A 26,360-nucleotide genomic window follows, 5' to 3' on the forward strand; every position below is an offset into this window, starting at 1 on the left:
GGAGGGCGGTCAGGCTTTTTCCTCCACGCCGCTTCCGTAAGGCACCACGATGGTGCGGCGGGGAGTGCCGCCGTCGGAATAGGGGAGCGTCCGGACCGGAACCCCGTAGAGCGCTGAAAGCGCGGGGTCGGTGAGCAGGTCCGCGGCCCGGCCGGTCCGTGCTCCGCCGCGGCCCAGGAGGACTGCCCTGTCCGCCAGGTACAGGGCGTGATCGGGATGGTGGGTGCTGAGCAGCAGGGCCATGCCGCCGGACATCAACTCGCGCAGCAGGGACAGGACGCGCACCTGGTTCTTGAGATCGAGGCCGGTGGCGGGCTCGTCTAGCACCAGCACGGGACAGCCGGCGGCAATGGCCCGGGCTATCAGGACCAGTTGCTGCTCGCCGCCGCTCAGGGTAGGGAAGCGGCGGTCCCTGAGCCCGGCCACGCCCACCCGCTCCATCGCCTCCGAAGCAGCGGCCCGGTCCGAGGCCCCCGGCGTCCGGAAGATTCCGACCTCCCGGGCCCGGCCCATCAGGACCATGTCCAGGGCGCTGTAGCCGAACGCACTGCCGTGGGCCTGAGGAACGTACCCCGCGCCGTCGGCCCGGCGGACCGTTCCTTCCGCAGGCTCCAGCAGCCCGGCTGCGCAGCGGACCAGCGTGGTCTTGCCGCTTCCGTTGGGTCCCAGCACCGCGGTGGCGCTGCCAGGCAGGACACAGAAGCTGACGTCCCGGAAAACCCAGTCCTGCCGGCTGTAGCCGAATCCCACGCCGTCGAGCTCAAGCACTTTCCCAGATCCTCTCCCGGTTCCGGCGCAGCAGCAGGAAGAACACGGGGGCGCCGATCAGGGCGGTGAGGACACCGAGCGGGATCTCGCCGGCGGTCGCGGTGCGGGCCACGGTGTCCACCAGGACAATGTAGGCGCCGCCGAGGAGGAAGGACACGGGCAGCAGCACACGGTGGTCCGGACCCACCCACATCCGCGCCAGGTGCGGTACCACCAGGCCAACCCAGCTCACCGCGCCGCTGACTGCGACCGCCCCGGCCACAATGAGTGCCACCGCCACCAGCACCACCCAGCGCAGCGGACGGGGTTTGACGCCCAGCGCCGCCGCATCCTCGTCGCCGAGCGACAGCACGTTGATCCGCCAGCGCAGCAGCAGAAGCACGACGGCGCCGCCCACCACCGGTATCAGCGCCACCGCGACCTTCGCGAAAGTAGCCGTGGCCACGCTGCCGAGGAGCCAGAAGACTATCGCCGGAAGGGTGGTGTTGGGGTCCGCGATGTAGGTCACCAGCGCCACCAGGGCCGAGAAGAACGAGCCCGTGACCACGCCGCCGAGCACGATCATCAGCATGGGTGTTCCGCCGCGGCCCGAGGTGATCAAAAACAGCAGTCCGAGCGCCACGAGGCCGAAGAGAAACGAACCCGTGACCAGCAGGAAGGATCCCAGCCCGAGCAGCAGGGCCAGGGCGCCGCCGAAGGACGCTCCCGCGGAGACTCCGATGATCTCCGGGCTGACCAGCGGGTTGCGGAAAATGGCCTGCAGGGCGGCGCCGCCGATTGCCAGCCCGCCGCCTACCAGCAGGGCGAGCAGGATCCGCGGCAGCCGGACCAACAGGACCACGTTCTGTTCCGTCTGGCCCGCCTCGAGGGGGACCGGCACCAGCTGCGCGGTAAGGATCTGGACCACGTGCCAGAGCGGAACATTGAAGCGGCCCACGGCCAGCGCCATGAGCCCGACGGCGGTCAGCAGCACGGCGGCGACGGCGATCGGCCCCACGACCGCGGTTTTTCCGCGGCCCGGCCGCCGTGCGGCCCGGCCGGCACGCGGGCCACGGCGGTTCAGTCGCGCTGAGCTGGCCTCATCCAGCATTGAATTGGTGGTAGTTGGCGGAGTCGCTGTTCTCAGCGATCCAGAGAATCCTGTCCAGCTCCTTGTCGGTGGGCTCGTGGTTGTAGAGGAACTGGAAGTATTCGCTGACTTTGCCGCGCAGCCCGGAGTGCTCCTGCGGGAAGGCGATATCGGACAGCCAGTGCCACATGAGCGGCGATTCCTGGCCCGGCGGATCCCAGCGGTACCCTCCGAGCGGCACTTTGTAGACGCGCCGCGAACGGACAGCCGAGATGTTCTGCCACACCGGGTCCGAGTAGATGTCCTGCGGGATGGCCTGGTCAAAGTTGCCCAGGAGGATGACTTCTGGATCCCAGCTGAGGACCTGCTCCACGTCCAGGCCCACCATTCCGGTGCCGGGCAGCGGGTCCGGGCCGGTGGCAGGGTTGGTTCCGCCCACCAGCTTGATGTAGAAGTCGTTGTAGGTGTTCGCGGCGGCGGCTTTCAGCCCGCCGGTAAACCGGTTGAAGTAGAGAATGCCGGGTCCCGCGGATCCACGCCCCGCCGCGGCCTTCTTAATTTCGGCGAGCTCCTTGTCGCTGTGTTCCTTGATTTCGGTGGCCCGTTCCGGCTTGCCCAGCATCGCAGCGAACATAGCGATCCAGGCGTCCACGTCCTCCTGCTTGCCGGTGTTCTTGAGTCCGAGCACGGTCAGGCCGGCATTCTCCAGGGGCTCGACCAGCTGGGAGTCGGTCCACTGCACCACGACGTCGGGGTCCAGGGCCCGCACGCTCTCCACATTGGGCGTGAAGTCCTGGGTCGCGATTTCGTGCGGCAGCTCCAGCGCCTGCGGGAACATGGTTCCCAGGATGCCGTCACGCATCGCCACCCATGATGCGTTGTGCATGGCGCTCAGGTGCTCGGCGCTGCGGTCCACGGCCACCAGCAGCGAGGCCGCCGGCATCGGGATGGTCACCACCTTCGTCACCGGCTTGGCGAACGTGAGGGTCTTGCCGCGCTGGTCTGTAATGCTGATGGGCCCTGCACTGGCGGCGCCCGGGGAGCCGCTCCCGGAAGCTCCGGGGGACGCAGCCGGCGGGGCGCCGGCGGCCCCGCATCCGGCGAGAAGGGCTGCGGAGCCGCCCGCCACCAGAACCTGGAGCACGGTGCGGCGGTTTAGATCGTCGACTCGCATGGATTGACCCCCTGTGCGTAGGTTCTTCACAGGATCCGCCCGAAGGCCGAGGCTGTCAACGGCAACGGAGTTCCGGCCCCCTTGTCGGCACAGGGGGCCGGTGCTACGTTCAAAGAACCTTTTGCAGAAGGTGGCCAAATGATGGTTGTCGACGGTGCCCAGTTGTTTGTCCGGTATGCCTACCCGCCCAATTCCCGGGGCAGCTGCGGGCCTCCGGACAGTGACGCGCTGCTGCACTACGGCCAGTCCGGTGTGACGGACCAGGGACTCCGCGAGCTGGCCAAGGGCTTCGCCGGCGCGTGGCCCTACCTGGAGCTTATTGCCGGCGCCAACGGCATAACCGACCCCCTCGACGCCCGCGTGGTGGAGGCGTACTGGGTGGGAAACAGCCTCCTGGAGTCGGTGGGCATCACCAACATCGGCAACTCCATGGAGGACCGGTTCCGGGCCCGCACGGGACGCCAGTTCCCGCATCTGGCCGAGGGCGTCCTGGCCGGCGGGGTTCCGCACCACAGCTTCCATGTCTTTGAGATCTACCCGTGGCTGGGGCTGCTCCACGACGACCGCCGTCACGCCACGGCCCTGAACGTGCTGGACCGGTGCCGGATCCGGTGGGGCGAGGTGCTGGCGGTCACCGGCGACGACGCCGTGGTGCGGTCCCGGCCGCTGGTGTGGGACGGTGCCGCGCTGGCGGTGGGCGAGCCTGTGGTGGAGACGGCCAAGCACGCCGTGAACGGGACCGGTTTTGTGGACGGGCTCGCAGCAGGTGACGTGGTGTCGCTGCACTGGGACTGGGTGTGCGACCGGCTCTCCCCGCCCCAGCTGCAGCGGCTGCAGCACTTTACGGCACGCCATCTCCGGATCGCCAACAACGGCGTCGAACACCGCGGGGCAGCGATCGCCCTTGAACGCCACGGCTGAACGCAGGGCTGACGCCCACGGGCAACTCCGCGCGCTCACGGCTACGGCGACTGCGGCGCGGCCGTGTCCTGGTCCTCCGGGGGTTCGATTCCGGTGGAGTGCCGCGGCGAGGATTCGCCGGTGGGGCGCCCGGCAGGGGTGGCATCCGTTCCGGTCTCTTGGCGGCCAGGTTCCGGCCCTTCCTCCTTGATCACGTCCTCGCCCCGGCGGGTGGTGCTCTCTCCCACGCCTTCGGGCGCCATTGCCGCGTCTTCGGGGGTTTCGTCGGATCCGGGCTGCGCCGGTTCCTTCAGCGGCGGCTCGCTGCCGAAAGCGCGGGCCGTCCCCGGGGCGGTACTTTCAGCGGCATCACTGCCGTTGGACGGATTCGTCGGTGACATCATGTCCTCCTCATTCTGGTTGTAATGGTTCGCCCTGTGGTGGTTCGCCGCCGTTCTGAGGCGTCAGCCGGCGTCGCCGTCGAAGTCCCTGGGCCGGCCCATCAGCTCCAGGCCGTTCATGGCGCGGTCCGCGCCCTCGGAATCGACGCGCTCCAGGGCAAATCCCATGTGGATGAGGACCCACGTGCCTGGCTCCAGCGGCCCCTCGTCCAGCAGCCCGATATTGATTTTCCGCTGCACACCGGCCACGTCCACCAGGGCGAGCTGGTTCCCGTAGCCCTCGAGCAGCTCGATGACCTGACCAGGTATTCCTAGGCACATGGTGCTCACTCCCGGTTCTGTTCCGACATGACGTTCCGTTCCGACATGAGGTTGTGTTCCGAAATGAGGTCGACGACGGCGGCAATCGCCGCCGGTACCGCCCCCGCCACGGCGGCGCTCAGGCCGATCCCCTCGGAGACGTCGGCGGGCACGCAGCCCACCACATAGGTCGCGGGCAGTTCGCCGCCGAGCGAGCGAAGGCGCCCCAGCACAGCCACGGGATCCATGCCGTGCGGATCCAAGGCTGCGGTGCCGTCCAGGTCTTCCCGGCGCACCCGCAGCACCCTGATGCTTCCCGGCGCCGTGGCCTCCCGGCTGACCGGAGGGACAGTGTCCACCAGCACCAGGACGTCCACACCGGCCAGCAGATCGTAGGCGAGGTGCATGCCGCGGATCCCGTAGTCCACGGCCAGCACGCCCGGAACCGTCCGGCCGGCGTCACCGGCCAGCCGGCGGGCCACTTCCGGGCCAAAGCCATCGTCGTGCAGGAAAATGTTGCCCACTCCTGCCACGAGGACGGTCACATCCGCCGCGCTTTCAGGTAACGCTGGATGTCAGGGACCGAACGGATCCCCACATAAACGGCGCCGAGCGCCAGAGCCACGAGCAGGCCCACCGTGGCTATTCCTACAGTCCTCATAGCGGGTTTCCCTTTCCATCCTCGAGCGGTTCAAGTTCCTCGGGCGCGTAGTAGAAGGACCTCCCGTAGCCCTCGTGGAGGTCCGCCGCCGGGTCCTGTTCGAGCACCAGGCCAACATGCGTGCTGCCGTCGACGTCGAAATGGACGCTGGTGACCCGCCCGGTCTGCCCGGCGAAGAAGAGATCCTGGGCGTCGGCCCGGCGGCTGGGGTTGACCCTGACCCGGCTGCCGCGGGCTACCGGAACGCCATGGATCAGGACCGCATCCATGTGCGGCTGGACCATGGCTTCCGCTTCCGGCGTCCACCAGGCGGGCGGTTCCGGTTCCCCTCCGATGCCGCTTAAGCTTCCGCGGGAGTCCGGGAAGTCCGCAGCGTGCGGGTTACGCAGGATCCCGTGCAGCTGCTGGAGTTCCTCCGGCGACATGGCTTCACACTGGTCGATGATCGCCGCGGCACGCGGATCCGTTGCCCGGGCCTCGGCCTTTTCCTCATCCGTCAGCGTCAGCACGCGCAGGGTGAGGATCTCGTCAATTTCCGTCGAGTCGAACAGGGCAACCGAGCTCTCCGGTGCCACAGCGGGGTGGTCGTACAGAATGATCGGCGACACCAGCAGCACGTCCGTCTGCCCCTCGGGTCCCGCCAGGACAGGCCAGCAGCGGTGCTGGGCGCATGCAGCGGCGGCGTCCTTTGCCCGGTCCGGCGGGTCCAGCAGCGACAGGAAGTCCGCGCCGCGCAGGCTCAGGAGCACGTGTGCGCCGATGAACGATGTGGCGATCGCCTCCTGCCGGTTCGGAGGTTCCGCTCCGGGCTTGGCCGTGTTCGCCACCGAGACGCGCAGCCGTACCAGCGGGCGGCCGGTGGCCTGAGAAGTGGTGGCAGCGGCGCTGAGCGTCACTTCGCCGTGCAGGGCCCGGCGGCGGCGCACCAGCCGTCCGGCGGGCAGGCCGTCGTCGTCGCTGAGTTCCTCGACGTCCTCACCCGCGGGGATCCGGACCGGCAGCACCAGCGGCCCGCTACGGTCGCGCAACCGGGCCACGGCGAACGGCCCCAGGGTGATTTCCTGCTCGACTGCCTCGTCCCAGCTCAGCCAGCGGGCGCCGCCGACGGCGAGCTCCGCCACCGGACGGAAGCTGCCGCCGTCGTCCGCTGTTTCCGCGGTGCGGGCCTGAAGCTGCAGGAAGCGGAGGTGGAGCTCCAGCTCCGCATCGGACCCCGGATTCAGCAGGCAGTCGGCAAACATTTCCGGCTCTTCCCCGGACCCGGCCTCAGCAGCGCCGGGCGGGCCCAGGATGCCGAACTGCCAGCGGGACTGGTTCTTCTGCGAGGAAGCCCGGTACGGGTACAGGAGGTAGCCCTCGTAGAGGACCGCATCGGCCACTGCACGGGCGAGGCTCAGGCTCATGTTCATGGCCGCCGCTCACCGCCCACGCCGGATGCTGCGGTTGCCAGCAGGGATTCGACGGCGGCCTCCCACGACGTCAGGCCGCGCGCAGATTTGTACTGAGACAGGGCCGCCAGGACGTCGCGGTCAAGCCGGATCCAGCCCGCATTGGGGAAGTACACGTCCATCAGCCGCTGCCAGGCGGACACGGGAAGGCGGTAGGAAGCCTCAAGATCCCAGGGAACCTGCTCCACGCCGAACCCGGTCTGGCCCTTGGTGAAGACCGTGCCGGAGAAAAGGAACTCCAGCGGGATCTCGCCGTCCCGCAAGGCATTGAGGTACTTGGCGGCGGCAACATCGAAATCAAACGTGCAGGGCAGCGGCAGGTCCACCTCGGTGCTGCCGGCGAAGCCCTGCACCATGGTGCTGCACTGCATCCAGAGGAAGGACTTGAGGGTGTTGGGCCAGCGGCCGCGCTCGCCAAAAAGGTCCAGCAGCCCCGCTTCCTCCTCCTCCGCGTAGCCGCGGCGTTGCGGCAGGATCCGCACCTGGCAGCGCAGGGCGATGGCGTGGACGGCGGTGCCGGTGGCTTCAGTCAGCCGCAGCCGGGCGGTGAGCTGCGGGGCCGCGGCGTACGGTTCCGGCTGCATGTCGACGACGGCGAACGCCAGCCCGGTCATTGCGGGCCTCCCGGCACGGACTCGCGGGAGTCCTCATGCACCGGTTTGCTGCGCCGGCTGACATTTTCGAAGAAGGCGGTGAGCTGGTCGCGGGCCTCCTGCCCGCCGTCGAACCCCCGCCAGCGGCGGCGGAGCTGGCCCACCAGTTCGTAGCAGGCATCAACCGGGACGAGGTGGCAGTCTGCCTGCGGCCGGTCAGGTCCGGGGCCGCGGATCAGGAGCGCCTCGGTGTCGGGGGCGGCGAGGGCCACGGCAGGGTTGCGGGCGAGCACGGCGTCCCAGGCGTCGAGCGGGAGCTCGGACTCGGTGGCGCCGGCCGGACCCGGGTAGAAAGCGACGGTCCGGTCGAGTTTGGAGCTGCGGAAGAAGAAGGCCAGGCCCACGGGTATTTCCAGTTCGTCCCACTGGCCCGGGCCCAGCTCGAAGTCCGGAAACGAGAAGTACCGGTCCGGAACCGAACGGTAGCGGAGATGGGCTGTGCTGTCGGAGAAAAGCAGGTAGCACGGCCGGCACGTGCACATCATGGCGTGGCTTTCGACGTCCACCACGTGCTGGTGGGCCTCCCCGATGGGCTCGCCGCACATTTCGCAGCGCTCGCCGGCCGGCGCTGTCGGCGGCTGTGCGGCGATCCGACGGAGCAGGGCGACGGGCAGTCCGCCGCCGGATTTCCGCGGTTCGGGTTGGGGCAGCTCAGGGGCCGTCATCTCAGGCGTCCTGGCTGGAGACGAGCGGCACGGCCACAGACATCACGCCTGCCCGCACCAGGAGCGGCAGCGGATCCAGGTGCAGGGCCCTGTCCTCAAGGCAGGAGCCCGCCTGCCGGACGTCGAAATGCGCACGGCACGCGGGGCAGCGCAACAGGCCGCCGCCGACCGCACCGGCGAGGGCGCGCTGCAGCGAGGCCCCCGCCATGGACCCGGTGCAGCGGGGGCAATAGTCGCGGTATGCGTAGAGGTCCTGCCCGGTCCGGCACGCAAGCACCGGGTAGCCTCCCACCATAAAGCCGGCAACTTCGCCCTGCTCCAGGCCGGCGATCTCGGGCACGGCTTCCCAGGAGCCCGGGGTGTGTTCCTGCCAGTGACCCGGGGTGCCCGGGGCGGGTGCGGCGCCCGCGCCGCCCGCCGTGCCGCCGTCGTCCGGGTGGTTCAACCGGACCAGCAGCGCGTCCACGGGGATCACGGCGGGAGTGGCCGCGCGGGCTTCCTGCTCCACCACCTGGATGTCGGTCACCTCCGGCGCCGCCGACTGGATGGCCTCCTCGACGGCGAACTTGAGCGTGACCGACGACGACGGGCAGCCCTGGCAGGTGCCGAGCAGCCTGAGCCGCACCACTCCTTCCGGGCTGACGTCCAGGAGCTCCACATTGCCGCCGTGCGATCCCAGATAGGGCCTGACGCTGTCCAGCGCTGCGGTCACGCGTGTTTCCAGGTCCTGGGGGTGCAGCCCGTGGATCACCAGCAGGCTGGCCACGAGCTCGTCCGCGGTCAGTGCGTCCAGTGTGGCATCGTCCAGCTGGCCGCGGTCGTCGAGGATTTCCAGGATCCGGGCCAATCCGGAGCCGTACAGATCCGTCACTTGCCGCACCAGCTCCTCCGCGCGGCCGCGGGCCACCGCCCCGCCGGCTCCGAGCGCGTCGAGGAGGCTTTCGATCCGGTCGCCGGCCTGCCGGGGCCGGTCGTCGCCAGGCATTGCCTTTACTCGCCGGTCAGTGTCTGGGTGGGGGAGTGCAGCTTCTCGAGGGTCTGGCCATTGCCCAGGTACATGTGGACACCACACGGCAGGCACGGGTCAAAGCTGCGGACGGTCCGCATGATGTCGATGCCCTTGAAATGCTCGCGGTCGTTCTCCTCGAAGATCGGCTGCCCCTGCACGGCGTCCTCATAGGGTCCGGCGGTCCCGGACGAATCTGTGGGGCTCGCGTTCCAGGGGGTGGGCGGGTAGGGATGGTAGTTGGCGATCTTCCCGTCCCGGATCACCATGTGGTGGGACAGGACGCCGCGCACGGCCTCCGTGAAGCCGCAGCTGATGGCCTCCTCGGGAACCGTGAAAGTCTCCCAGGTCTTGGTGCGCCCGGCGCGGATCTCCTCCAGGGCCTTTTCGGCGAAGTGCAGCGCGGCGGCTGCGGCGTAGGCCTGGAAGTAGGTGCGGGCCCGGTTGCGTTCGAGGGTGTTGCTCCACTGCGGGATGTTCCACTCGAAGGACACGGGGCCCTTCAGCGCGGTCTTTGGGAGGTTGATCTGGACGCTCCTGCCGGTGGACTTGATGTAGCCGATGTCCACGAGCCCGGCCAGGGCCGTTGCCCAGAGGCGGGCCAGCGGGCCGCCGCCGGTATCCAGCGCCAGGTTGTTCTCGCCGTCGAACCACCGCGGGGACATGACCCAGCTGTACTTCTCCGAGAGGTCCCGCTTCTGCGGCCGCGGATTGGTGTGCTGGTTCCAAGGGTGGCGCCGGTCCACCGGATTGCCCAGCGGATCATGGGTCACGAACATCTCCTGGTTTTCCCAGTCCTCGTAGTAGGAGGAGCCGAGCATGATCCGGATGCCAAGGTTGATCCGCACCAGGTCCGTGGTGACGAGTTTCCCGTCCACCACCACACCGGGGGTCACGAACATCTTCCGGCCCCAATCGGTCATGTCCTTGTACTCGAAGTTGCAGTAGTCGGGGTCCTGCAGCGAGCCCCAGCAGCCCAGCAGGGTGCGTCGCAGCCCCACCTGTTCGTAGCCGGGGAGGGCCTCGTAGAAGAAGTCGAAGAGGTCGTCATGCATGGGTACGACCTTCTTCATGAACTCCACGTACCGCATGAGCCGGGTGATGTAGTCCGTCATCAGCTGGATCGTGGCAACAGTCCCCACGCCGCCCGGATAGAGCGTGGACGGGTGCACATGGCGGCCCTCCATGAGGCAGAACATCTCGCGGGTGAGGCGGCTGACCTGCAGCGCCTCCCGGTAGAACTCTCCGGTAAAGGGGTTCAGCGAGCGCATGATGTCCGCGATGGTGCGGTAGCCGTGCTCGCCTTCGTGCGCGGCCCGGGTGTTTTCGGCCTTGGCAAGGACGCCGGGGTTGGTCTCGGACACCATCTTTTCGCAGTAGTCCACGCCGACCAGGTTTTCCTGGAAGATGTTGTGGTCGAACATGTACTCGGCGGCTTCACCCAGATTGACGATCCACTCGCCAAGGTTCGGCGGCTTCACGCCATAGGCCATGTTCTGTGCATAGCAGGAGCACGTTGCATGGTTGTCACCGCAAATACCGCAGATGCGGCTGGTGATGAAGTGGGCGTCCCGGGGATCCTTGCCCTTCATGAAGATAGAGTAGCCGCGGAAGATGGAGGAGGTGCTCTTGCATTCCACCACCTGGTTGTTCGCGAAATCGATCTTGGTATAAATGCCGAGGCTGCCGACGATCCTCGTGATGGGGTCCCACGCCATCTCCACCAGATTGTTGTTGCCCGTTCCGCTTCCGGAAGCCATAGGAATCGTTGAGGTCATGTTCTTCACCTGTCTGGAAGTGGGTGGCTACCAGGTGCGCTTGGCACCGGTAAGGAGTTCGGGTCCGGGCCTGCGCCACTTGGGCTCCTGGTCCAGCGTGTGCGTGGTGATCCCGCGCAGTGCCCTGATGGCCGAGCCGTAGGGGCGGATGGCGCTGGTCGAGAGCTTGCCTCCGGGCGGCTCATCCATGAAGGGCATGAATTTGTCCGGGAAGCCCGGCATGGTGCAGCCGATGCAGATGCCGCCCACGTTCGGGCAGCCGCCGATGCCGTTCATCCAGCCGCGCTTGGGCACGTTGCACTTGACCACGGGGCCCCAGCAGCCAAGCTTCACGATGCACTTGGGGGAGCCGTACTCCGTGGCAAAGTCACCCTGCTCGTAGTACCCGGCCCGGTCGCAGCCCTCATGGACGGTCTTCCCGAACAACCAGGTGGGCCGGAGCGCGTCGTCCAGCGGAATCATCGGTGCCTGTCCCGTGGCCTGGTAGAGCAGGTACGTCATGGTTTCGGAGAGGTTGTCCGGCTGGATGGGGCACCCGGGGACGCACACAATGGGGATTCCGGCCTTCGACTTCCAGTCGTAGCCCAGATAGTCAGGCACTCCCATGGCGCCGGTGGGGTTTCCCGCCATCGCGTGGATGCCGCCGTACGTGGCGCACGTACCCGCCGCGATGATCGCCGTGGCTTTCGGTGCCAGGCGGTCCAGCCACTCGCTGGTGGTGATGGGCTGGCCCGTCTCGAGGTCGTTCCCGAAGCCGCACCAGTATCCGCCGGGATCGTGGAGTTTCTCATTGGGGATGGAGCCCTCCACCACCAGGACAAACGGCTCCAGTTCGCCGCGGTCCGCCTTGCGGAACCATTCCAGGAAATCATCGGCCCCTTCCTGCGGGCCGCACTCGAAGTCGATCAGGGGCCAGTGCATCGCGATGCGCGGCAGGCCAGGCAAGGCGCCGAGGGCTATCTCCTCGACGCTGGGTTGGGTGGCCGCGGTCAAGGCTACGGAATCGCCGTCGCAGCTGAGCCCTGCGTTGATCCATAGCACGTGAATAAGGGCTTCTTCGGCCTTGAGTGCAGTTTCAGTAGGCATCGTTGCCTCTTTCGGAGGCCCTTACGGGCTCAGTGTGTCTGTCAAAGACTCAGTCAAGGTGGATGACCGGGAACTGGTGCCGCCAAGCCAGTCGTACCAGCCGGCGAGGCCATCGCCGGTGGTGGCCGAGAGGACCAGGAATTCGGTGCGCGGGTTGATCTGCCGGGTCCGGCGCCGGAAACCGTCGACGTCGAAATCGACGTAGGGGAGCAGGTCCGATTTGTTGACGATCACCAGATCGGCTGCCATGAACATGTGCGGGTATTTGTGTGGTTTGTCATCACCTTCCGTTACGGACACGATCACTACTTTGGCTTCTTCTCCAAGGTCAAACAGCGCCGGGCACACAAGGTTGCCCACATTTTCGATGAACACCGTTGACCCGGTCTCCGGATCCAGGGCGTCCAGCCCGCGCCGGAGCATGTCGGCGTCCAGGTGGCAGCCGGCCCCGGTGTTGATCTGGATGACGGGCCGTCCCACGGCGCGGATGCGGTCCGCGTCAAGGGAAGTCTCCTGGTCGCCTTCGATGACCCCGGCCTGCAGCCGGTCCCCGAGGTCCGTCAGGGTGCGCACCAGCAGGGTGGTCTTGCCCGCCCCGGGTGAGCTCATGACGTTGAATGCCCGGATTCCCCGGCCTTCCAGCCAGCCCCGGTTCCGTGCCGCCAGCAGGTCGTTTTTGGCCAGCAGGTTCTGCTCCAGCGGGATGGTTTCGGGATGGTGGTGCCCGTGGTCGTGGCTGTGCGGGTGCGCATGGTTGTGTGCGTGCCCGTCCCCGTGATCATGCGCGTGCTCGTGATCATGGGGGTGCCCGTGCGGATGAACAGACGCCACAGGTTCCTGAAGCAGGGACACCGCCGGTTCCTGAAGCAGGGACACCGCCGGTTCCTGCAGTGCAGAAACCCTGGTGTTGGCCTCGTCGCCGCATCCGCACGTTGTACACATTTGCTAAGCCACCTCCACCGACAGCAGCATGAGTTCACGGCCGCGGAGGACTTCGACATCCGCGCTTCCGCAGTGGCACAGCAGGATCAGGTCGGCCAGTTCGAATTCGTCGTCGCAGCTCCGGCAACGGGCCAGGCCCTGCGGTTCGTCGATCATGAGCCGCGCACCCTCGAGCGGAGTGCCGGCGGATGCAACGTCAAAACAGAACCGCATGGCGTCCGGCAGGACACCGGACAACGGCCCCACCCGGAGGTTGACCGCAGTGACTGTCCGTTCTCCGGTACGGTCGAGAACGGCGTCGATCAGGCTCTGCGTGATAGAGAGTTCGTGCATGATCGGCACTCCTTCCTGCCAAGATAGGCTCGCCCCGGTTAAAATGCAACCACCCCGATTGACACCGGCGTATACTTCCGCTAAAGCAGCGAAGTCACCATGGCAGTTCAATCGCAGATGGAACCCGAGGCTGGACCATGAAGCAACCGGAGGCTGCGCGTCCGGGCCGAATCCGCGGCGCAACCCGTGCCCTGTCGGGCCGGGAGTGGGCCTCGATCGGCGGCATGGCCACGTTCGTTGCCGTCCTTCACGTCCTCGGCTGGGGAGTGCTGGCGGGCGTCGTCGCCCCGGGAAACGTCCCTGCCGCTTCTACAGGCGCGTTTGGCGTTGGTCTTGGTGTGGCGGCCTACACGCTGGGCCTGCGGCATGCCTTCGACGCCGACCACATTGCCGCGATCGACAACGTCACCCGAAAGCTCCGCGCCGACGGCAGGCGCAGCATGTCCGTGGGCTTCTGGTTTTCGTTAGGTCACTCAAGTGTTGTGTTCGGCCTGTGCGCGCTGCTGGCGGCCGGGATCCGGGGCCTCGCTGACCGGACGGCAGACGGGACGGCTGACCTTCATGCCTTCCTGGGGCTTGTGGGGACCGCCGTCTCGGGGCTGTTCCTCGTGTGCATCGGCATCCTGAACCTGGCGGTGCTGCGCGGCATCATCAAGTCGGTGCTGCGGATGCGAAGGGACGACGTCAGCGCGGCCGCCCTCGCCGCCCAGTCGGCGGCACCGGGGCTGCTGTACCGGGTGTTCGGGCGGGCCGCCCGGCTGATCACGCGTCCGTGGCAGGTCTACGGGGTGGGGCTGCTGTTCGGGCTGGGGTTCGATACCGCCACGGAGGTCAGCCTGCTGATCCTCGCCGGCGGTGCGGCCGCTTCGGCTCTGCCCTGGTACGCGATCCTGACGCTTCCCATCCTGTTCGCCGCGGGGATGAGCCTGCTGGACTCGCTGGACGGCTGCCTCATGAACTTCGCCTACGGGTGGGCCCTGTCGAGGCCGGTCCGCCGCGTCTACTACAACATCGTCATCACTGCCCTGTCTGTCGCCGTCGCCCTGGGGATCGGTTCCATCGAACTGATTTCGATCCTCGTGGAACGCACCGGGATCAGCTCCGGCCCGCTGGCAGCCATCGGCGGTGTCGACCTGGACGCGGTCGGATACACCGTCGTCGCACTCTTCGTCTGCACATGGATCCTGGCGCTGGGAGTGTGGCGGTTCGGGCACATCGAGGAACGCTGGGCCGCCCCGGTCCGCGACACGGACACTTCCCCGGGCGGCTAGCGCGAACTGGCAGCTAATGCCCCGTGGACGCTGATTTGCGGGTGTTACCTGCCGGTTCGCGCTGACGCTAGGGTTGTTTTTATGCCTTCGTTCCAGACCAGACTCAAGATCACCGGGCTGAAGCCTGGAAACGCTCCAGAGGCAGTGATGGCCGCCGCCGTCGACGCCCTTGGAACACGGCACCACGTGGAATCGAACCAGCTCCAAATCGCGGGCGGGGTGCCGGAACTGAACCTCCGCTTCCTGGTGGACGCAACGGAATTCATCGGTGAGAACAACCAGGCGCGGGAATCGGCAGCAATGATGCGCGACGCCGTCGAACGCGTTGCGGTGACGGGCGCACTTTTGGTGCTCCGCCGCAGCCGCGGCCGCTGGGCTCCCGTCTAGCGCGAAGGTGCCGCGTCAGGACGGTGAGGTATCAGGGCGGATGTCATCGGTTGGCTCGTCCACGGGCGAACGGCTGCCGCGCCGGCGGGTGACAATAATGCCCAGCACCCCGCCGATCACCAGGCCGACGGCGACGCCGATCAGCGAGCTTGCCCAGAACGGCAGCTTGGTCGCGGAGCCCGTGAAGTAGCCGAGCCCTACAAGATAGGTGGCCCAGAGGACGGCGCCCACCGCCGCGCAGAAACTGAACGCCCGGGTGGTGACGTCGGCGATGCCCGCCGCGGCCGACGTCGCGAGCCGGCCTCCCGGAATGAACCGGACGCCGATGATGGCTCCGTACGTGGTGGAACGCCCGGCCTTGGCGATGGCCGCGTGGATTCCGCTGTGGAATTTACGGCCCCACCGCCACCGGTCCAGGACATGGCTGAGGCGGCGCTTGAACAACTGGAACACCACGACGTCGCCGATCCACGAGGCGAAGGCGGACAGCAGGCCCACCAGCAGGAAGTTGGCGCGGCCCTCCGCGGAGAGCGCGCCGCCCGTGATCACCACCATTTCGGAGGGGATAGGCGGGAAGATGGCATCGCCAAGGACGATGGGGATGATCCAGAAATAGATCGCCGCTCCCCAGGTGTCGGCGTTGGCCAGGTCCATGGCCACAAGTTACCTCATTTTCGCCGGCGGCAAGGGACAGCCAGCTCAGGCCGGGGCTTCGCTGAGCTGAAGCCTGCTGCGGTACTCCACCGGCTCCCTGGTGATGGGGTCCACAAAGCGGATCCCGCGGGCCAGGAGCTGGAGCGGCTTGGTGTAGTCGTCCGGTGCCTTGTCCAGCAGGTCGGGGTAGAAGGCATCGTTCACGATGCCCAGCCCCAGTGAGGCCATGTGGACCCTGAGCTGGTGGGTCTTTCCCGAGTGCGGCTCAAGCCGGTACAGTCCCCGGCGCGTCGGTTCACTTGCGTGAGTGCCGGCGTCGAACGTCTTCAGCAGTTCAATGCGGGTTTCCGCATTGGGCTCGCCGTCGATGACCTCCGCCAGGAGGTAACTGCGGGACTTGGTCATGCGGTTCCGCACCACCACGGGGAAGTCGACGGCGGGATGTCCCGCAGCCGGTTCCGCGGCGGACACGCACTCGTACTCCTTCTGGACCTGGCGTTTTTCGAAGAGGACCTGGTAGTTGCCGCGGGTCTCCGGGTTCGTGGAGAGCAGGAGGATGCCGGCCGTCATCCGGTCCAGGCGGTGCATGGGGATCAGGTCCGGGAGGTTCAGCTGGTTCCGGAGCCGCACCAAGGCCGACTCCTGGATGTAGGTGCCGCCAGGAGTGGTGGGCAGGAAGTGGGGTTTGTCCACAACGAGGATGTGATCGTCCTGGTGGAGGATGCTGAGCTCGACGGGCAGCCGCGTCTCCGGCGGGAGCGTGCGGTAGTACCAGATGAAGGTGTGGTCCTCGAGCCTGGTGCGCCGGTCCAGCGGGACGCCGCCCTCGCCCACGATCTCGCCGGCGTCGAAACGGTCCTCGATGCCCTGCGGGTCGATGTGGCCCCAGCGGTGCATCATGTAGTCCATGGCGGTGTCCCAGGGCCCCTCGTCCGGGAGGCGCAGGCGGGTCGCGTTGACGCCGTCGCGCACGGGGAGGGGGGATTGCATCACCGGTCCATTCTACTTTGCGCCGCCGGGCGTCCTCTCTGCCGCCGTTTCGACGGTTCCCTGCGGCCTAGACGCTGCCCGACGTCGAGCCGGCAGGGAACCGTCTAAATGGCACCGACGGTAAAAAAGTTCTTGACAAATAAAATTGTCGGTGACGATACTTAAGCCATGTTGGACATTGAAGTGATCGAGGACCCGGCGGCGGCCGAAGCCTCGCTGGACCCCATCCGGACCCGCATCCTCCGGGAGCTTGCGGAACCCGGTTCGGCCACCCAGCTCGCCGCGAAGGTGGGGCTGCCGCGGCAGAAGGTGAACTACCACCTCAAAGCGCTGGAGCGGCACGGCCTGGTGGAGCTTGTTGAGGAGCGCCGGAAGGGCAATGTCACGGAGCGCGTCCTGCAGGCCACCGCGGCGTCCTACCTCATTTCGCCCGTGGCACTGGCTTCCGTGGCGCCCGATCCGCACCGGTTTGCGGACCGGTTCTCCGCCTTCTGGCTGCTGGCGCTCGCCGGGCGCATGGTCCAGGAAGTGGGGAAGCTCATCGCTGGGGCGGCCGCCGCACGGCAGAAACTCGCAACGTTCGCGATCGACGGGGAGATCACCTTCCGTACCGCGGCTGACCGTGCCGCCTTTGCCGAAGAGCTCGGCGTTGCGGTCACCCGGCTGGTGGACAAGTACCACGACGACGGCGGGCCGGGCGGGCGGAAGCACCGGATCGTCGTCGCGCTTCATCCCGCACTCAAACAACCAAGCAAAACCACCCCGTCCGGGGAAACGGAAAAGGAGCAGGACAATGACTGACGACCGTAAATTCGAGATTGTTTACGACACCGAGCTGCCCGGCACCCCGGAGCGTGTCTGGGAAGCCGTCACCAAGGGCACGCCCGGCTGGATGTTCCCGACTGACCAGTGGCCGGACGTCAAGACCGTCGAGGAGTACCCGCAGCACCTGGTGTCCCGCATGGACGGGCCCGACGGCTGGTTCAACCAGCTGGAGCATGTTTTGGAACCGCTCGACGGCGGCCGGGCCCGGCTCCATTACGTGCACAGCGGCATCTTCGCGGACAACTGGGACCAGCAGTACGACGGCGCGAGCAAGCACACGGAGTTCTATCTCCACACACTGGGGCAGTACCTGAAGTACTTCGACGGCCAGCCCGTGGTGTTCACGGACATCCAGGGCCCCTCCGCTTCCCAGACGCCGGAAGGCTTTGTGCAGCTGAAGAAGGCCCTCGGCGTGGAGGCCGCGCCGCAGGGTGACACGTTCGATGTGGAGGTCGACGGCGTCGGCCGGCTCAGGGGGCAGGTGGACTTCTCCAACGAGAACTTCCTGGGCCTGCGGACCGCGGACACCATGTACCGGTTCTTTGGCCGCAACGTGTTCGGTGCCCCGGTGGGCATGACCGTCCACGATTTCAGCGGCAGCGGGGATCCGGAGGCCACAGCCGAGGCTTGGGGTGACTACCTCGAGAAGGTCTACGCGTAGCACTCGCGGGGTTGGCTGTCGGTGCCCGCCCCGTGAGCCCGCAGGGGGTCAGGCGATGGCGACGGCGGGCGTGTGCCGGAGGCTGCGCCGCAGCTGGGGTGCGGCGTCGAGCCTGTCCTGGGCCGAGCGAATGGCCAGGACAGCGGTCTCCAACTGCGCAGGCGGAAGAGTGAAAGGGACGCGCAGGTAGTGCTCGAAGGCCCCGCCCACGCCGAACCTGGGCCCGGCTGCCAGCCTGACCCCAACGTCGGGGCCGATGACCGTCAGTGCTGTGCTGATCGGCGCCGGCAGCCGGCACCAAATGCTTAGCCCGCCGTCGGGCCGTTCCGGCTGCCAGTCCGGGAGGATCCCGCCGATCAGCTCAAGCAGCGCGGCCCGGTTCCCGCGCAGGGCCTCCAGCCGGGCCGGCAGCGGTTCCGCGAGCGACCGGACCAGGTGCGCAGCAGCCAGCTGTTCCACCACGGGCCCGCCCAGGTCCATGGTGGTCCGGGTGGCGGCGAAGCGCTGGATCAGGGATCTGCCGGCCCGGATCCAGCCGGTGCGCAGCCCGGCCCAGTGCGACTTGCTCAGGGACCCGATGGTTACCACCGCCGGACTGATGGCCGCCACCGGGGCCGTGGAGACGCCGTCGAGATTCAGCTCGCGCAGCGTCTCGTCCACCACCAGCACCGTTCCGGCTGCGGCGGCGGCCTGAACGAGCCTGTGGCGCTGGGCGTCGGACATCATCCGGCCGGTGGGGTTGTGGAAATCCGGCACGACGTAGGCCATCTTGGGGCGCTGCTGCATCATGGCGGCTTCCATGCCGTCCACGTCCCAGCCGTGCCCGTGCGGGAGGGCTACAGGCACCGGCCGGCAGCCACTGGCGTGGATGGCATCCAGGGCGTGCGGATAGGTGGGATGGTCCACGAGCACCTTGTCCTGCCGGCCGGCCAGGGTGCGGAGCACGATGTTCAGCGCATGCTGCGCGCCTGACGTCACCAGGATCTGGTCTGCCGTGGTGGGAACCCCGGCGTCGGAATACCGGGCAGCGATCGCCTCACGGAGCGGTGCAATGCCAATGGCGTCGTAGCCAAATCCCGGAAGCAGCGCCGGGAGCTCCGTCAGCGCGGCCGCGAAGGCGCGGTGCACCACTTCGCCGCTGGCCGGCAGGGACGCGTAGGCAAGGTCGAGCAGGCCGGGCGGCGGCGCTAGTCCCGGCGCTCCGGCCAGGGCGTTTGGGCTGATCAGGTCGGTGGCACCGCCGGGGCCGTTGGTGCCCGCCGGCATCCGCCGGGGAATGCAGGTCCGGCCCCGGCTGCCCTGCCGGCTGCTGAGGAATCCCTGTGCACGCAGGCTGGAGTAGGCGGCAGTCACGGTGGTCCGGCTGACCCCCAGGGTTTCGGCCAGTGCCCGCTCGCTGGGCAGCGCCACGTCCAGCGGGACGCGGCCGTCCAGGACCAGCAGGCGTACGACGTCGGCCAGCTCGCGGTAGGCGGGCGCCGCACCGCGGTTCCATTCGCCGAGGAGCCGTGCCAGTGCAGTGGGGTTCAGGGAGCCGGACATGTAGCCAGTATCTCAAACTGGATATGGATTGCAAGGCCAGTTTTGACGGAGGATGGATCTCATGATGACCCGCAGACTCCTTCAACTGTTCACCGGCCTGGCCATGTACGGCATATCGCTGGCCATGTTCATCCGTGCCGGACTTGGCCTTGACCCCTGGGATGTTTTCCACCAGGGCGTGGCGGGTAAAACCGGACTCTCCATCGGAGCGGTGGTTGTCATCGTCAGCTTCCTCGTCCTGCTCCTGTGGATTCCGCTGCGGCAGCGGCCCGGGTTCGGCACCCTGTGCAACGCCGTCCTGGTGGGTGTTTTCGCGGATGTGGGGCTGGCGCTGATTCCGGAGTTCTCGCACCTGGGCGGCCAGATCGGCATGCTGGCGGGTGCCGTGCTGCTGAACGGGATCGCGTCGGCCTGCTACATCGGAGCCCGGTTCGGCCCCGGCGCCCGCGACGGACTCATGACCGGGCTGGCGCGGCGGACCGGCTGGTCGGTCCGTACCTCGCGGACCGGAATCGAAATCGTCGTTCTGGGCACGGGCTGGCTGCTGGGCGGCTCCGTGGGGGTAGGCACGGTGGTTTACGCACTGGCCATCGGCCCGCTGGTTCAGCTGCTGTTGCCGCGGTTCACCGTGCCGGAGGCACGGAAGGCCCGTGTCGGCGAGGGTGTCGGCAAGGGTGCTGGCACGGGTTCCGATGAAGCCAGCGGACCCGGGGCAGGGGAGCAGTCCCAGGCTGCGGTGACGGCCGCCTGAGTGAGGCACGGGCACGGGCTCGTGTTTGCTTCAGGCCTCGGGCCGCCTGAGTGCGGCGCCGGCTCCACTCTGCGTCAGGCGTTTGTTCCCGGCGGCGGCTGGCATTTCGGGCAGAAGTAGATGTCCCGCTCTTCGGTGCCGGTCCCTGTGTGGGTGCCTTTGGCGAGCACGCCGCGGCGGATGGGCGTCCCGCATTTCAGGCATGGCTGGTGCTCGCGACCGTATACCCAGTATCCAGGCCTTCCGGCCATCCTGCCCACCGGTGCTCCGCGGGCGTTGAGCACGGTGGTGCGGCGACCCGGTCCCAGGTTGGCCTCCAGCAACTGCTTGGCATCGGCCATTATGGCGCGCAGGTCCGTTACCTCGGAGACAGGTGCGGCGGGATGGATGCCGGAAAGGAAGCAGGCCTCGCAGCGGTAGATGTTGCCGATGCCGGCCAGGTTGCGCTGGTCCAGGAGGGCCACGCCGATGGGAACGTCGGGCGCCGCGAGCAGCCGCCGTTCCGCCTCGGCGATGTCCCAGTCCGGGCCGAGGAGGTCCGGCCCGAGGTGGCCGACGACGGACACCTCGTCAGCCGTGCGGACCACTTCCAGGATGCCGAGGGAAAACCCGACGGCGTCCGCCGTGGCGGTCCGCAGCACGCACCGGGCCGTGAACCCCGGTTTCCGCCAGCGGCCGCCGGGAGGGTAGACCTGCCAGGCGCCTTCCATCTTCAGGTGGGAGTGGATGGTCAGCTGTTCCTCCGCCGGACCCCGGAGCCGCATCAGCAGGTGCTTGCCGCGGGGAACCACCTCGTCCACTGTCCAGCCGTCCAGCTTGAGCGTGGCAAATCTGGGCACCCGGAAGTCGGAGGCTGTGAGTTGCTGTCCGGCCAGGGCGGCGTGCAGCTGCGCCGCGGCCCGCCAGACGGAATCACCTTCAGGCACGGATTCTCAGTCCCTTCGGAGTGGAATAGGCGCCGGCGTGGGTCAAAGCGGCTGCCGCAGGCGTGTCCAGGATGCCGTGGCCGTTGACCTTCTCCATGATGAGCTTGTCCACCGCGCCGCGCTTCACCACCCCCACCAGGGCTGCCGCCGCGGCGGCGAGTATTTCCGGATCTTCATCGAAGGCGAGCAGTGTCTTGCCACCGCGCTCCACGTAGAGGACCAGAAACCCGTCGACCATGACCACGAGGGCTCCTGCCTTCCGCCCCGGGCGGTGGCCGCTGCCGGCCTCCACACTGAGCGCGGGCCAGGCCAGCGCCGCGCCGTAGGGATTGGCGGGGTCCGTCGCGGCGAGGGCCAGGGCAACAGGCTCCGGCTTCGCCAGCTGGGTGTCCTCCGTGTAGGACCGCAGCCGGTCCACCGTGGCCGGCACAGCAAACTGGGCGGCGCCGAGGTGCTCGATGAAATAACCCCGGCGGCAGCGTCCGGCTTCCTCCAGCCTGGCCAGGACCTTGTACATCAGCCCAAAGCCGCCCAGGATGTTCTCCGCCATGACTGATCCGCGGGTGACGACACCGTACCTGTCCAGCAGCAGCTCCGCCGTGGCGCGGGCGTGGATGGTCGGGTCAAGTTCGGGCGACGGCAGGGCAGACCATCGGCCGGCCGCCAGCGGCGGCGTGGCGGCGGCACCTGTGACCGAACCGTAGCGCCCCCCGGTCAGCCCGGGAGATCCCAGCAGACCGGTGCCGTGGGCGCGTCCCAGCCGGCTCATCCGGGGTGCGCGCGCCCGCGGTGCCCGGGCAACCTGCCGGTGGGCTGTGTGGCCGCCGGCAATCATGGCCCGGACGGGCGCGAACGTATCGCCGGTGATGCGGCCTGCCCACGCCAGGTCCCAGAGCGCAGCCACAACATCCTGGTCGCTCATCACGGCGTCCATGCCGCCCGCGATGTCCGTCAGTTGGCGGAAGAAATAGCCGCCGCCATTGTTCTGCAGATGGTCCAGCAGGCGCTGCTGGGCGTCCCCGGGCTCGTAGTCAGCCGCGGGATTCAGCGTGAGTTCGGCCGAGTCCGCGAGGTGCAGGCTCACCCAGCCGTCGTTGCCGGGAAGCGCGCCTGCACCGGACCAGAGGACCTCGCCGGCCGCCATCAGCTCATCCAGCATGGCGGGCTGGTAGTCGGCAACCCGGCTGGCGAGGACGAGCGGTTCCCATGCCGAAGCCGGAACCGGCACGCCGGAGAGCTGATCGACAGCCGTGATGATGCCGTCCAGCCCGCGCAGGGCTGACTGGCCCCGGCCGCCTCCCGGGATTCGGACGTTCTGCCAGGCCGGAAGGAACCGGCCGTACGCCGCCGTATCCACGGGCTCCACTTCGGCACGCAGCGCCGCCAGCGACCGGCGGCGCAATTTTCGCAGCACCTCTGCGTCACACCATTCACTGGTGCCGGCCAGTGCCACCACGGATGGTGGGGACGGGGCCTGGGCGGCATCAGCGTCCCCCGTTTCCGGGTGTTCGGCGGCGGCCACCTGTTCGGGCGGCGCGGAATGCGGGCGGAACTCTCCTTCCACCACGCGGCCGTCCGCGGCGAGCCTCTTGAGCGCAGTACTGACGACGGCGACGCCGAGTCCCAGCCTTGCCGCGGCTTCAGCTGCCGTGAACGGTCCGTGGGTGCGGGCGTAGCGGGAGACGAGGTCGCCAAGGGGGTCGGCCACCGGTTCGATGAACGCCAGCGGCACCCCCATGGGCAGGGGCACTCCGATGGCATCCCGCAGGCGGGCGGCATCTTCCACGGCGGCAAAGCGCTCGGCACCGCCGATGTACACCCGGAGTGCGCGGTTGGCCCGCTGCAGGGCGGTGAGGTGCGTGACGGCGTCGGCCACCTGGGCAGGCTCAACCACCAGGGTTTCCGCCGGCTCAGCCACCAGGGTTTCCGTCGGCTCAGCCACCGGGGCGGCGGTTTCCAGCCGTGCGGCCACTTCTTCGGGGGTCAGCGGACCGAGCATGCGCAGCAGGTCCGCGACGCCCTCCATCCCGCGCACCCGGCGGTCCGGCGCGAGCCGCTGCAGCTCCCGTTCGGTGGCCTCGATGACCCTGGCGTCGAGCAGTTCGCGCAGCTCCACCCGGCCCAGGAGCTCATTCAGCAGGGTTGAATCCAGGGCCAGCGCGGCAGCCCGGCGCTCCGCAAGGGGTGAGTCGCCTTCATAGAGGAACTGCGCGACGTAGCCGAACAGCAGGGACTTCGCGAACGGGGAGGGCTGCTGCGTGGTGGTTTGGAGGATCCGCAGTTCACGCCGCTCGATGGACGCTGCGACGTCCTTCAGCGCCGGGAGATCGTAGACGTCCTGCAGGCACTCACGCACGGTTTCCAGCACGATGGGAAACGTCGGATATTTCCGCGCCACGTCCAGCAACTGCGCGGACCGTTGGCGCTGCTGCCACAGCGGCTGCCGCTTTCCCGGGTTTTGCCGGGGCAGCAGCAGCGCCCGGGCGGCACACTCACGGAAGCGCGAGGCAAAGAGGGCGCTGCCACCCACCTCGGCCGTGACGATCTGCTCCAGTTCCTCGGGTTCGAAGAGGAACAGCTCGGCGCCCGGCGGTTCGTCCTCCATCATGGGCACCCGCAGCACGATGCCGTCGTCCGCGGCCATCGCGGAGCCGTCCATTCCGTAGCGCTGGTGGAGCCGCTGGCCCACGGCGAGGGCCCAGGGCGCGTGCACGGGCAGGCCGAAGGGGCTGTGCAGGACCACCCGCCAATCGCCCAGTTCGTCGTGGAACCGCTCCACCACCAGCGTGGTGTCGCTGGGGACCACTTCGGTGGCCAGCTTCTGTTCGGCCAGATACTGGATCAGGTTGTTCGCAGCAAAGTCGTCAAGCCCGCTGGCCTTGCACCGCTCCATGGCCGGTCCGACGTCGGACGCGGACAGTTCACGCACGAAGGCGCCCAGGGCGCGGCCCAGGTCCACCGGCCGGCCCAGCGAATCACCCTTCCAGAAGGGGAGCTTGCCCGGCTGGCCGAAGGCCGGGGACACCAGGACGCGGTCGTGCGTGATGTCCTCGATCTTCCAGCTGGTGGCACCGAGGGCGAAGATGTCGCCCACCCGGGATTCGTAGACCATCTCCTCGTCGAGTTCACCCACGCGCCGGCCACCCTTGGCGGCGGAGGCCCCCGGACTGGCAGCCTTGCCCTCGCTGGAAGGCGAGGCAGAGCCTTCCACCTCGGTGCCGATGATGTAGACGCCAAAGAGCCCGCGGTCCGGAATGGTGCCGCCGGACGTCACGGCCAGCCGCTGAGCCCCGGGGCGGCCCTCGATGGTGCCGGCGTTCCGGTCCCAGATGATTCTGGGCCGGAGCTCGGCGAATTCGTCGGACGGGTAGCGGCCGGCCAAAAGGTCCAGCGTGGCCTCGAAGGCGGACCGGGGGAGGGAAGCAAACGGGGCGGACCGGCGGACCGTGGAGAACCATTCCTCCACATCGATGGAGCCCAAGGCCGTGGCCGCCACCGTCTGCTGCGCCAGGATGTCCAGCGGGTTGGCGGGAACACTAAGCCGCTCGATCTTGCCGCCGAGCATCCGCTCCACGGTAATGGCCGTATGCACGAGGTCGGCACGGTGTTTGGGGAACAGGACGCCCTGGGACACTTCGCCCACCTGGTGACCGGCACGGCCCACCCGCTGCAGACCGCTGGCCACGGACGGCGGCGACTCCACCTGGACCACCAGGTCCACCGCGCCCATGTCGATTCCGAGCTCAAGGGAGGACGTGGCGACAACGCACCGCAGCCGGCCCGATTTCAGGTCGTCCTCGATCAGCGCGCGCTGGTCCTTTGATACGGAACCGTGGTGGGCCCGTGCCAGCACGGGATCGGCGCCGGCGGTGCTGCCCGCCTGCGCCATCATGTGGGCCGGCGTCGCCGTCGACGCCGGTATGCCGGTGCCCGCGGACGGCACCGCCGACGGCACGGCGGACTGTATTGCTGAAGGCGAGGATCCGAAGTCCGGCCCCCCGGCGCCGAATTCGCCCCAGCCTCCGCCCGCCGCCACCAGTTCACGTTCGGCGTGGATCTCGTTGAGGCGGGCCGTCAGGCGTTCGGCGAGGCGGCGCGAATTGGCGAACACGATGGTGGACTGGTTGGCCATCACCAGGTCCACGATCTTCTCCTCCACATGCGGCCAGATGGACGCCTGTGGCTGCAGCCCCGACGCAGGGCCGGAGTCGAAGGTGCCGGCGGCCCCCTGCAGATCGGACATGTCCTCCACCGGAACGGACACGGTCAGGTCCCAGTTCTTCTTGGACGGCGGCGCCACGATTTCCACCGGGGCGGATCCTGCGAGGAACTGGGCCACGAGTTCGCGGGGCTCCACGGTGGCTGAGAGGCCGATCCGCTGCGCGGGTTTGGGCAGGAGCGCATCCAGCCGTTCCAGCGACACGGCCAGGTGCGCGCCGCGCTTGGTGCCGGCGACGGCGTGGACCTCGTCCACGATGATCGTGTCCACCTCGGCCAGGGTTTCCCGCGCCCGGGACGTGAGCATAAGGAACAGGGACTCCGGGGTGGTGATGAGGATGTCGGGCGGGTGCGAGAGCAGCGCGCGGCGGTCCGCCGTCGTCGTATCCCCCGAACGGACCCCAACGGTGATCAGCGGGGCGGGCAGGCCCAGCCGTTTGGCTGTCTGTGTGATGCCGATCAGCGGCGCCCGGAGGTTGCGTTCGACGTCGACACCCAGCGCTTTGAGCGGCGATATGTACAGGACGCGGGTCTTGCGCCGGGGCGCCTTCGGTTTCCTGCCTTTGGCAGCCTGGTCCAGGCCGGGCAGTGCTTCCGGTTCGGCGGGAGCGGACGCCTGGAGGCGGTCGAGTGCCCACAGGAATGCTGCGAGGGTTTTGCCGGAGCCAGTCGGGGCAACCACCAGCGCGTGGGAGCCGGACGAAATGGCGTCCCAGGCCCCGTTTTGTGCGGGTGTGGGCGCGGAAAACGCACCGAGGAACCACTCCCTGGTGGACTGGCTGAACCTGTCCATGGTCCGCCCGGAAGAAGTCCCGCCGGCCGGCGTTCCTGATGGTGTGTCGCCCGACTGTTTTTTGCCTGGCCGCCCGCCGGCGACGTCCTTCCCCTGCATTCCTCCATCATGCCCTAAGGCACCGACACTATTGGCGGCACTCCCGGCGGGTTCCGGCG

The 26,360-nt window shown here is 68.1% G+C and carries 26 protein-coding genes; 6 read left to right on the top strand and 20 right to left on the bottom strand.

Annotated features, from left to right (window positions below; all coding sequences use genetic code 11):
• Positions 1-9: 9 nt before the first annotated feature.
• From J7I79_RS08345 to J7I79_RS08355, 3 genes are all read right to left on the bottom strand, one after another.
• Positions 10-768, bottom strand: coding sequence for an ABC transporter ATP-binding protein (locus J7I79_RS08345; protein ID WP_214952200.1), 759 nt, complete (start codon positions 766-768; stop codon positions 10-12).
• On the bottom strand, positions 761-1,765 hold the full coding sequence (locus J7I79_RS08350) for an iron ABC transporter permease (RefSeq protein WP_311380549.1): 1,005 nt from the start codon (positions 1,763-1,765) through the stop codon (positions 761-763). Before J7I79_RS08350 ends, J7I79_RS08345 begins: the two co-directional genes overlap by 8 nt.
• Before the next feature lie 82 nt (positions 1,766-1,847).
• Positions 1,848-3,011: an ABC transporter substrate-binding protein gene (locus tag J7I79_RS08355; RefSeq protein ID WP_214952204.1), complete on the bottom strand. Its 1,164-nt coding sequence runs from the start codon at positions 3,009-3,011 to the stop codon at positions 1,848-1,850.
• A gap of 138 nt (positions 3,012-3,149) precedes the next feature.
• Between J7I79_RS08355 and J7I79_RS08360 the strand changes: the two genes are divergently transcribed.
• Positions 3,150-3,932: a DUF6390 family protein gene (locus J7I79_RS08360; protein ID WP_251042554.1), complete on the top strand. Its 783-nt coding sequence runs from the start codon at positions 3,150-3,152 to the stop codon at positions 3,930-3,932.
• Positions 3,933-3,973: 41 nt separating this feature from the next.
• On the opposite strand, the gene J7I79_RS08365 is transcribed toward J7I79_RS08360, so the two are convergent.
• The 12 genes from J7I79_RS08365 to J7I79_RS08415 form a co-directional block, all read right to left on the bottom strand.
• Positions 3,974-4,312: a hypothetical protein gene (locus J7I79_RS08365; protein ID WP_214952206.1), complete on the bottom strand. Its 339-nt coding sequence runs from the start codon at positions 4,310-4,312 to the stop codon at positions 3,974-3,976.
• 63 nt (positions 4,313-4,375) lie between these two features.
• Positions 4,376-4,633 carry a HypC/HybG/HupF family hydrogenase formation chaperone gene (locus J7I79_RS08370; RefSeq protein ID WP_214952503.1) on the bottom strand — a complete coding sequence of 86 codons (258 nt, stop codon included), beginning with the start codon at positions 4,631-4,633 and terminating at the stop codon, positions 4,376-4,378.
• Between the two features lie 5 nt (positions 4,634-4,638).
• A complete protein-coding gene (locus J7I79_RS08375; protein WP_214952208.1) occupies positions 4,639-5,157 on the bottom strand; it encodes a hydrogenase maturation protease in 519 nt (172 codons plus the stop codon).
• A complete protein-coding gene (locus J7I79_RS24925; RefSeq protein ID WP_374953651.1) occupies positions 5,154-5,273 on the bottom strand; it encodes a DUF6893 family small protein in 120 nt (39 codons plus the stop codon). Before J7I79_RS24925 ends, J7I79_RS08375 begins: the two co-directional genes overlap by 4 nt.
• Entirely contained in the window at positions 5,270-6,682 is a 1,413-nt protein-coding gene (locus J7I79_RS08380; RefSeq protein ID WP_214952210.1) for a hypothetical protein, read from the bottom strand. Before J7I79_RS08380 ends, J7I79_RS24925 begins: the two co-directional genes overlap by 4 nt.
• The gene (locus tag J7I79_RS08385) at positions 6,679-7,335 is read right to left on the bottom strand and encodes a DUF6084 family protein (RefSeq protein WP_214952211.1); all 657 of its coding nucleotides are present in this window, start codon (positions 7,333-7,335) and stop codon (positions 6,679-6,681) included. The genes J7I79_RS08380 and J7I79_RS08385 overlap by 4 nt, the downstream gene beginning before the upstream one ends.
• Entirely contained in the window at positions 7,332-8,039 is a 708-nt protein-coding gene (locus tag J7I79_RS08390; protein WP_214952213.1) for a DUF5947 family protein, read from the bottom strand. The genes J7I79_RS08385 and J7I79_RS08390 overlap by 4 nt, the downstream gene beginning before the upstream one ends.
• Before the next feature lies 1 nt (position 8,040).
• Complete coding sequence (locus J7I79_RS08395; protein ID WP_214952214.1) at positions 8,041-9,024, bottom strand: NifU family protein; 984 nt, start codon at positions 9,022-9,024, stop codon at positions 8,041-8,043.
• Positions 9,025-9,029: 5 nt separating this feature from the next.
• Positions 9,030-10,823: a nickel-dependent hydrogenase large subunit gene (locus tag J7I79_RS08400; RefSeq protein WP_214952217.1), complete on the bottom strand. Its 1,794-nt coding sequence runs from the start codon at positions 10,821-10,823 to the stop codon at positions 9,030-9,032.
• 27 nt (positions 10,824-10,850) lie between these two features.
• Positions 10,851-11,909: a hydrogenase expression protein HypE gene (locus tag J7I79_RS08405; RefSeq protein ID WP_214952219.1), complete on the bottom strand. Its 1,059-nt coding sequence runs from the start codon at positions 11,907-11,909 to the stop codon at positions 10,851-10,853.
• Between the two features lie 21 nt (positions 11,910-11,930).
• Positions 11,931-12,851: a hydrogenase nickel incorporation protein HypB gene (gene hypB / locus J7I79_RS08410; protein ID WP_214952221.1), complete on the bottom strand. Its 921-nt coding sequence runs from the start codon at positions 12,849-12,851 to the stop codon at positions 11,931-11,933.
• A gap of 3 nt (positions 12,852-12,854) precedes the next feature.
• A complete protein-coding gene (locus tag J7I79_RS08415; RefSeq protein ID WP_214952223.1) occupies positions 12,855-13,184 on the bottom strand; it encodes a hydrogenase maturation nickel metallochaperone HypA in 330 nt (109 codons plus the stop codon).
• A 137-nt stretch (positions 13,185-13,321) separates the two neighbouring features.
• Between J7I79_RS08415 and J7I79_RS08420 the strand changes: the two genes are divergently transcribed.
• Both J7I79_RS08420 and J7I79_RS08425 read left to right on the top strand, forming a co-directional pair.
• Positions 13,322-14,455 (top strand): HoxN/HupN/NixA family nickel/cobalt transporter, encoded by a 1,134-nt coding sequence (locus tag J7I79_RS08420; RefSeq protein ID WP_251042555.1) that lies wholly within the window; start codon positions 13,322-13,324, stop codon positions 14,453-14,455.
• Positions 14,456-14,536: 81 nt separating this feature from the next.
• The gene (locus J7I79_RS08425) at positions 14,537-14,842 is read left to right on the top strand and encodes a hypothetical protein (RefSeq protein WP_214952225.1); all 306 of its coding nucleotides are present in this window, start codon (positions 14,537-14,539) and stop codon (positions 14,840-14,842) included.
• 15 nt (positions 14,843-14,857) lie between these two features.
• On the opposite strand, the gene J7I79_RS08430 is transcribed toward J7I79_RS08425, so the two are convergent.
• Positions 14,858-15,496: a DedA family protein gene (locus J7I79_RS08430; protein WP_214952227.1), complete on the bottom strand. Its 639-nt coding sequence runs from the start codon at positions 15,494-15,496 to the stop codon at positions 14,858-14,860.
• 45 nt (positions 15,497-15,541) lie between these two features.
• The gene (locus tag J7I79_RS08435) at positions 15,542-16,486 is read right to left on the bottom strand and encodes an RluA family pseudouridine synthase (protein ID WP_214952507.1); all 945 of its coding nucleotides are present in this window, start codon (positions 16,484-16,486) and stop codon (positions 15,542-15,544) included.
• Positions 16,487-16,654: 168 nt separating this feature from the next.
• Between J7I79_RS08435 and J7I79_RS08440 the strand changes: the two genes are divergently transcribed.
• Both J7I79_RS08440 and J7I79_RS08445 read left to right on the top strand, forming a co-directional pair.
• Complete coding sequence (locus J7I79_RS08440) at positions 16,655-17,287, top strand: helix-turn-helix domain-containing protein (protein ID WP_214952229.1); 633 nt, start codon at positions 16,655-16,657, stop codon at positions 17,285-17,287.
• The gene (locus J7I79_RS08445) at positions 17,280-17,972 is read left to right on the top strand and encodes an SRPBCC domain-containing protein (protein ID WP_214952231.1); all 693 of its coding nucleotides are present in this window, start codon (positions 17,280-17,282) and stop codon (positions 17,970-17,972) included. The genes J7I79_RS08440 and J7I79_RS08445 overlap by 8 nt, the downstream gene beginning before the upstream one ends.
• A gap of 48 nt (positions 17,973-18,020) precedes the next feature.
• Here J7I79_RS08445 and J7I79_RS08450 read toward each other — a convergent pair whose 3' ends face one another.
• On the bottom strand, positions 18,021-19,514 hold the full coding sequence (locus J7I79_RS08450) for a PLP-dependent aminotransferase family protein (RefSeq protein ID WP_214952233.1): 1,494 nt from the start codon (positions 19,512-19,514) through the stop codon (positions 18,021-18,023).
• A gap of 61 nt (positions 19,515-19,575) precedes the next feature.
• Between J7I79_RS08450 and J7I79_RS08455 the strand changes: the two genes are divergently transcribed.
• The gene (locus J7I79_RS08455; protein ID WP_251042556.1) at positions 19,576-20,265 is read left to right on the top strand and encodes a YitT family protein; all 690 of its coding nucleotides are present in this window, start codon (positions 19,576-19,578) and stop codon (positions 20,263-20,265) included.
• Positions 20,266-20,339: 74 nt separating this feature from the next.
• On the opposite strand, the gene J7I79_RS08460 is transcribed toward J7I79_RS08455, so the two are convergent.
• Both J7I79_RS08460 and J7I79_RS08465 read right to left on the bottom strand, forming a co-directional pair.
• On the bottom strand, positions 20,340-21,191 hold the full coding sequence (locus tag J7I79_RS08460; protein WP_214952235.1) for a DNA-formamidopyrimidine glycosylase family protein: 852 nt from the start codon (positions 21,189-21,191) through the stop codon (positions 20,340-20,342).
• Positions 21,184-26,202 (bottom strand): DNA glycosylase AlkZ-like family protein, encoded by a 5,019-nt coding sequence (locus tag J7I79_RS08465; RefSeq protein WP_214952508.1) that lies wholly within the window; start codon positions 26,200-26,202, stop codon positions 21,184-21,186. Before J7I79_RS08465 ends, J7I79_RS08460 begins: the two co-directional genes overlap by 8 nt.
• Positions 26,203-26,360: the final 158 nt, after the last annotated feature.

This window comes from Arthrobacter sp. ISL-69, assembly GCF_018613775.1.
Lineage (GTDB): Bacteria > Actinomycetota > Actinomycetes > Actinomycetales > Micrococcaceae > Arthrobacter.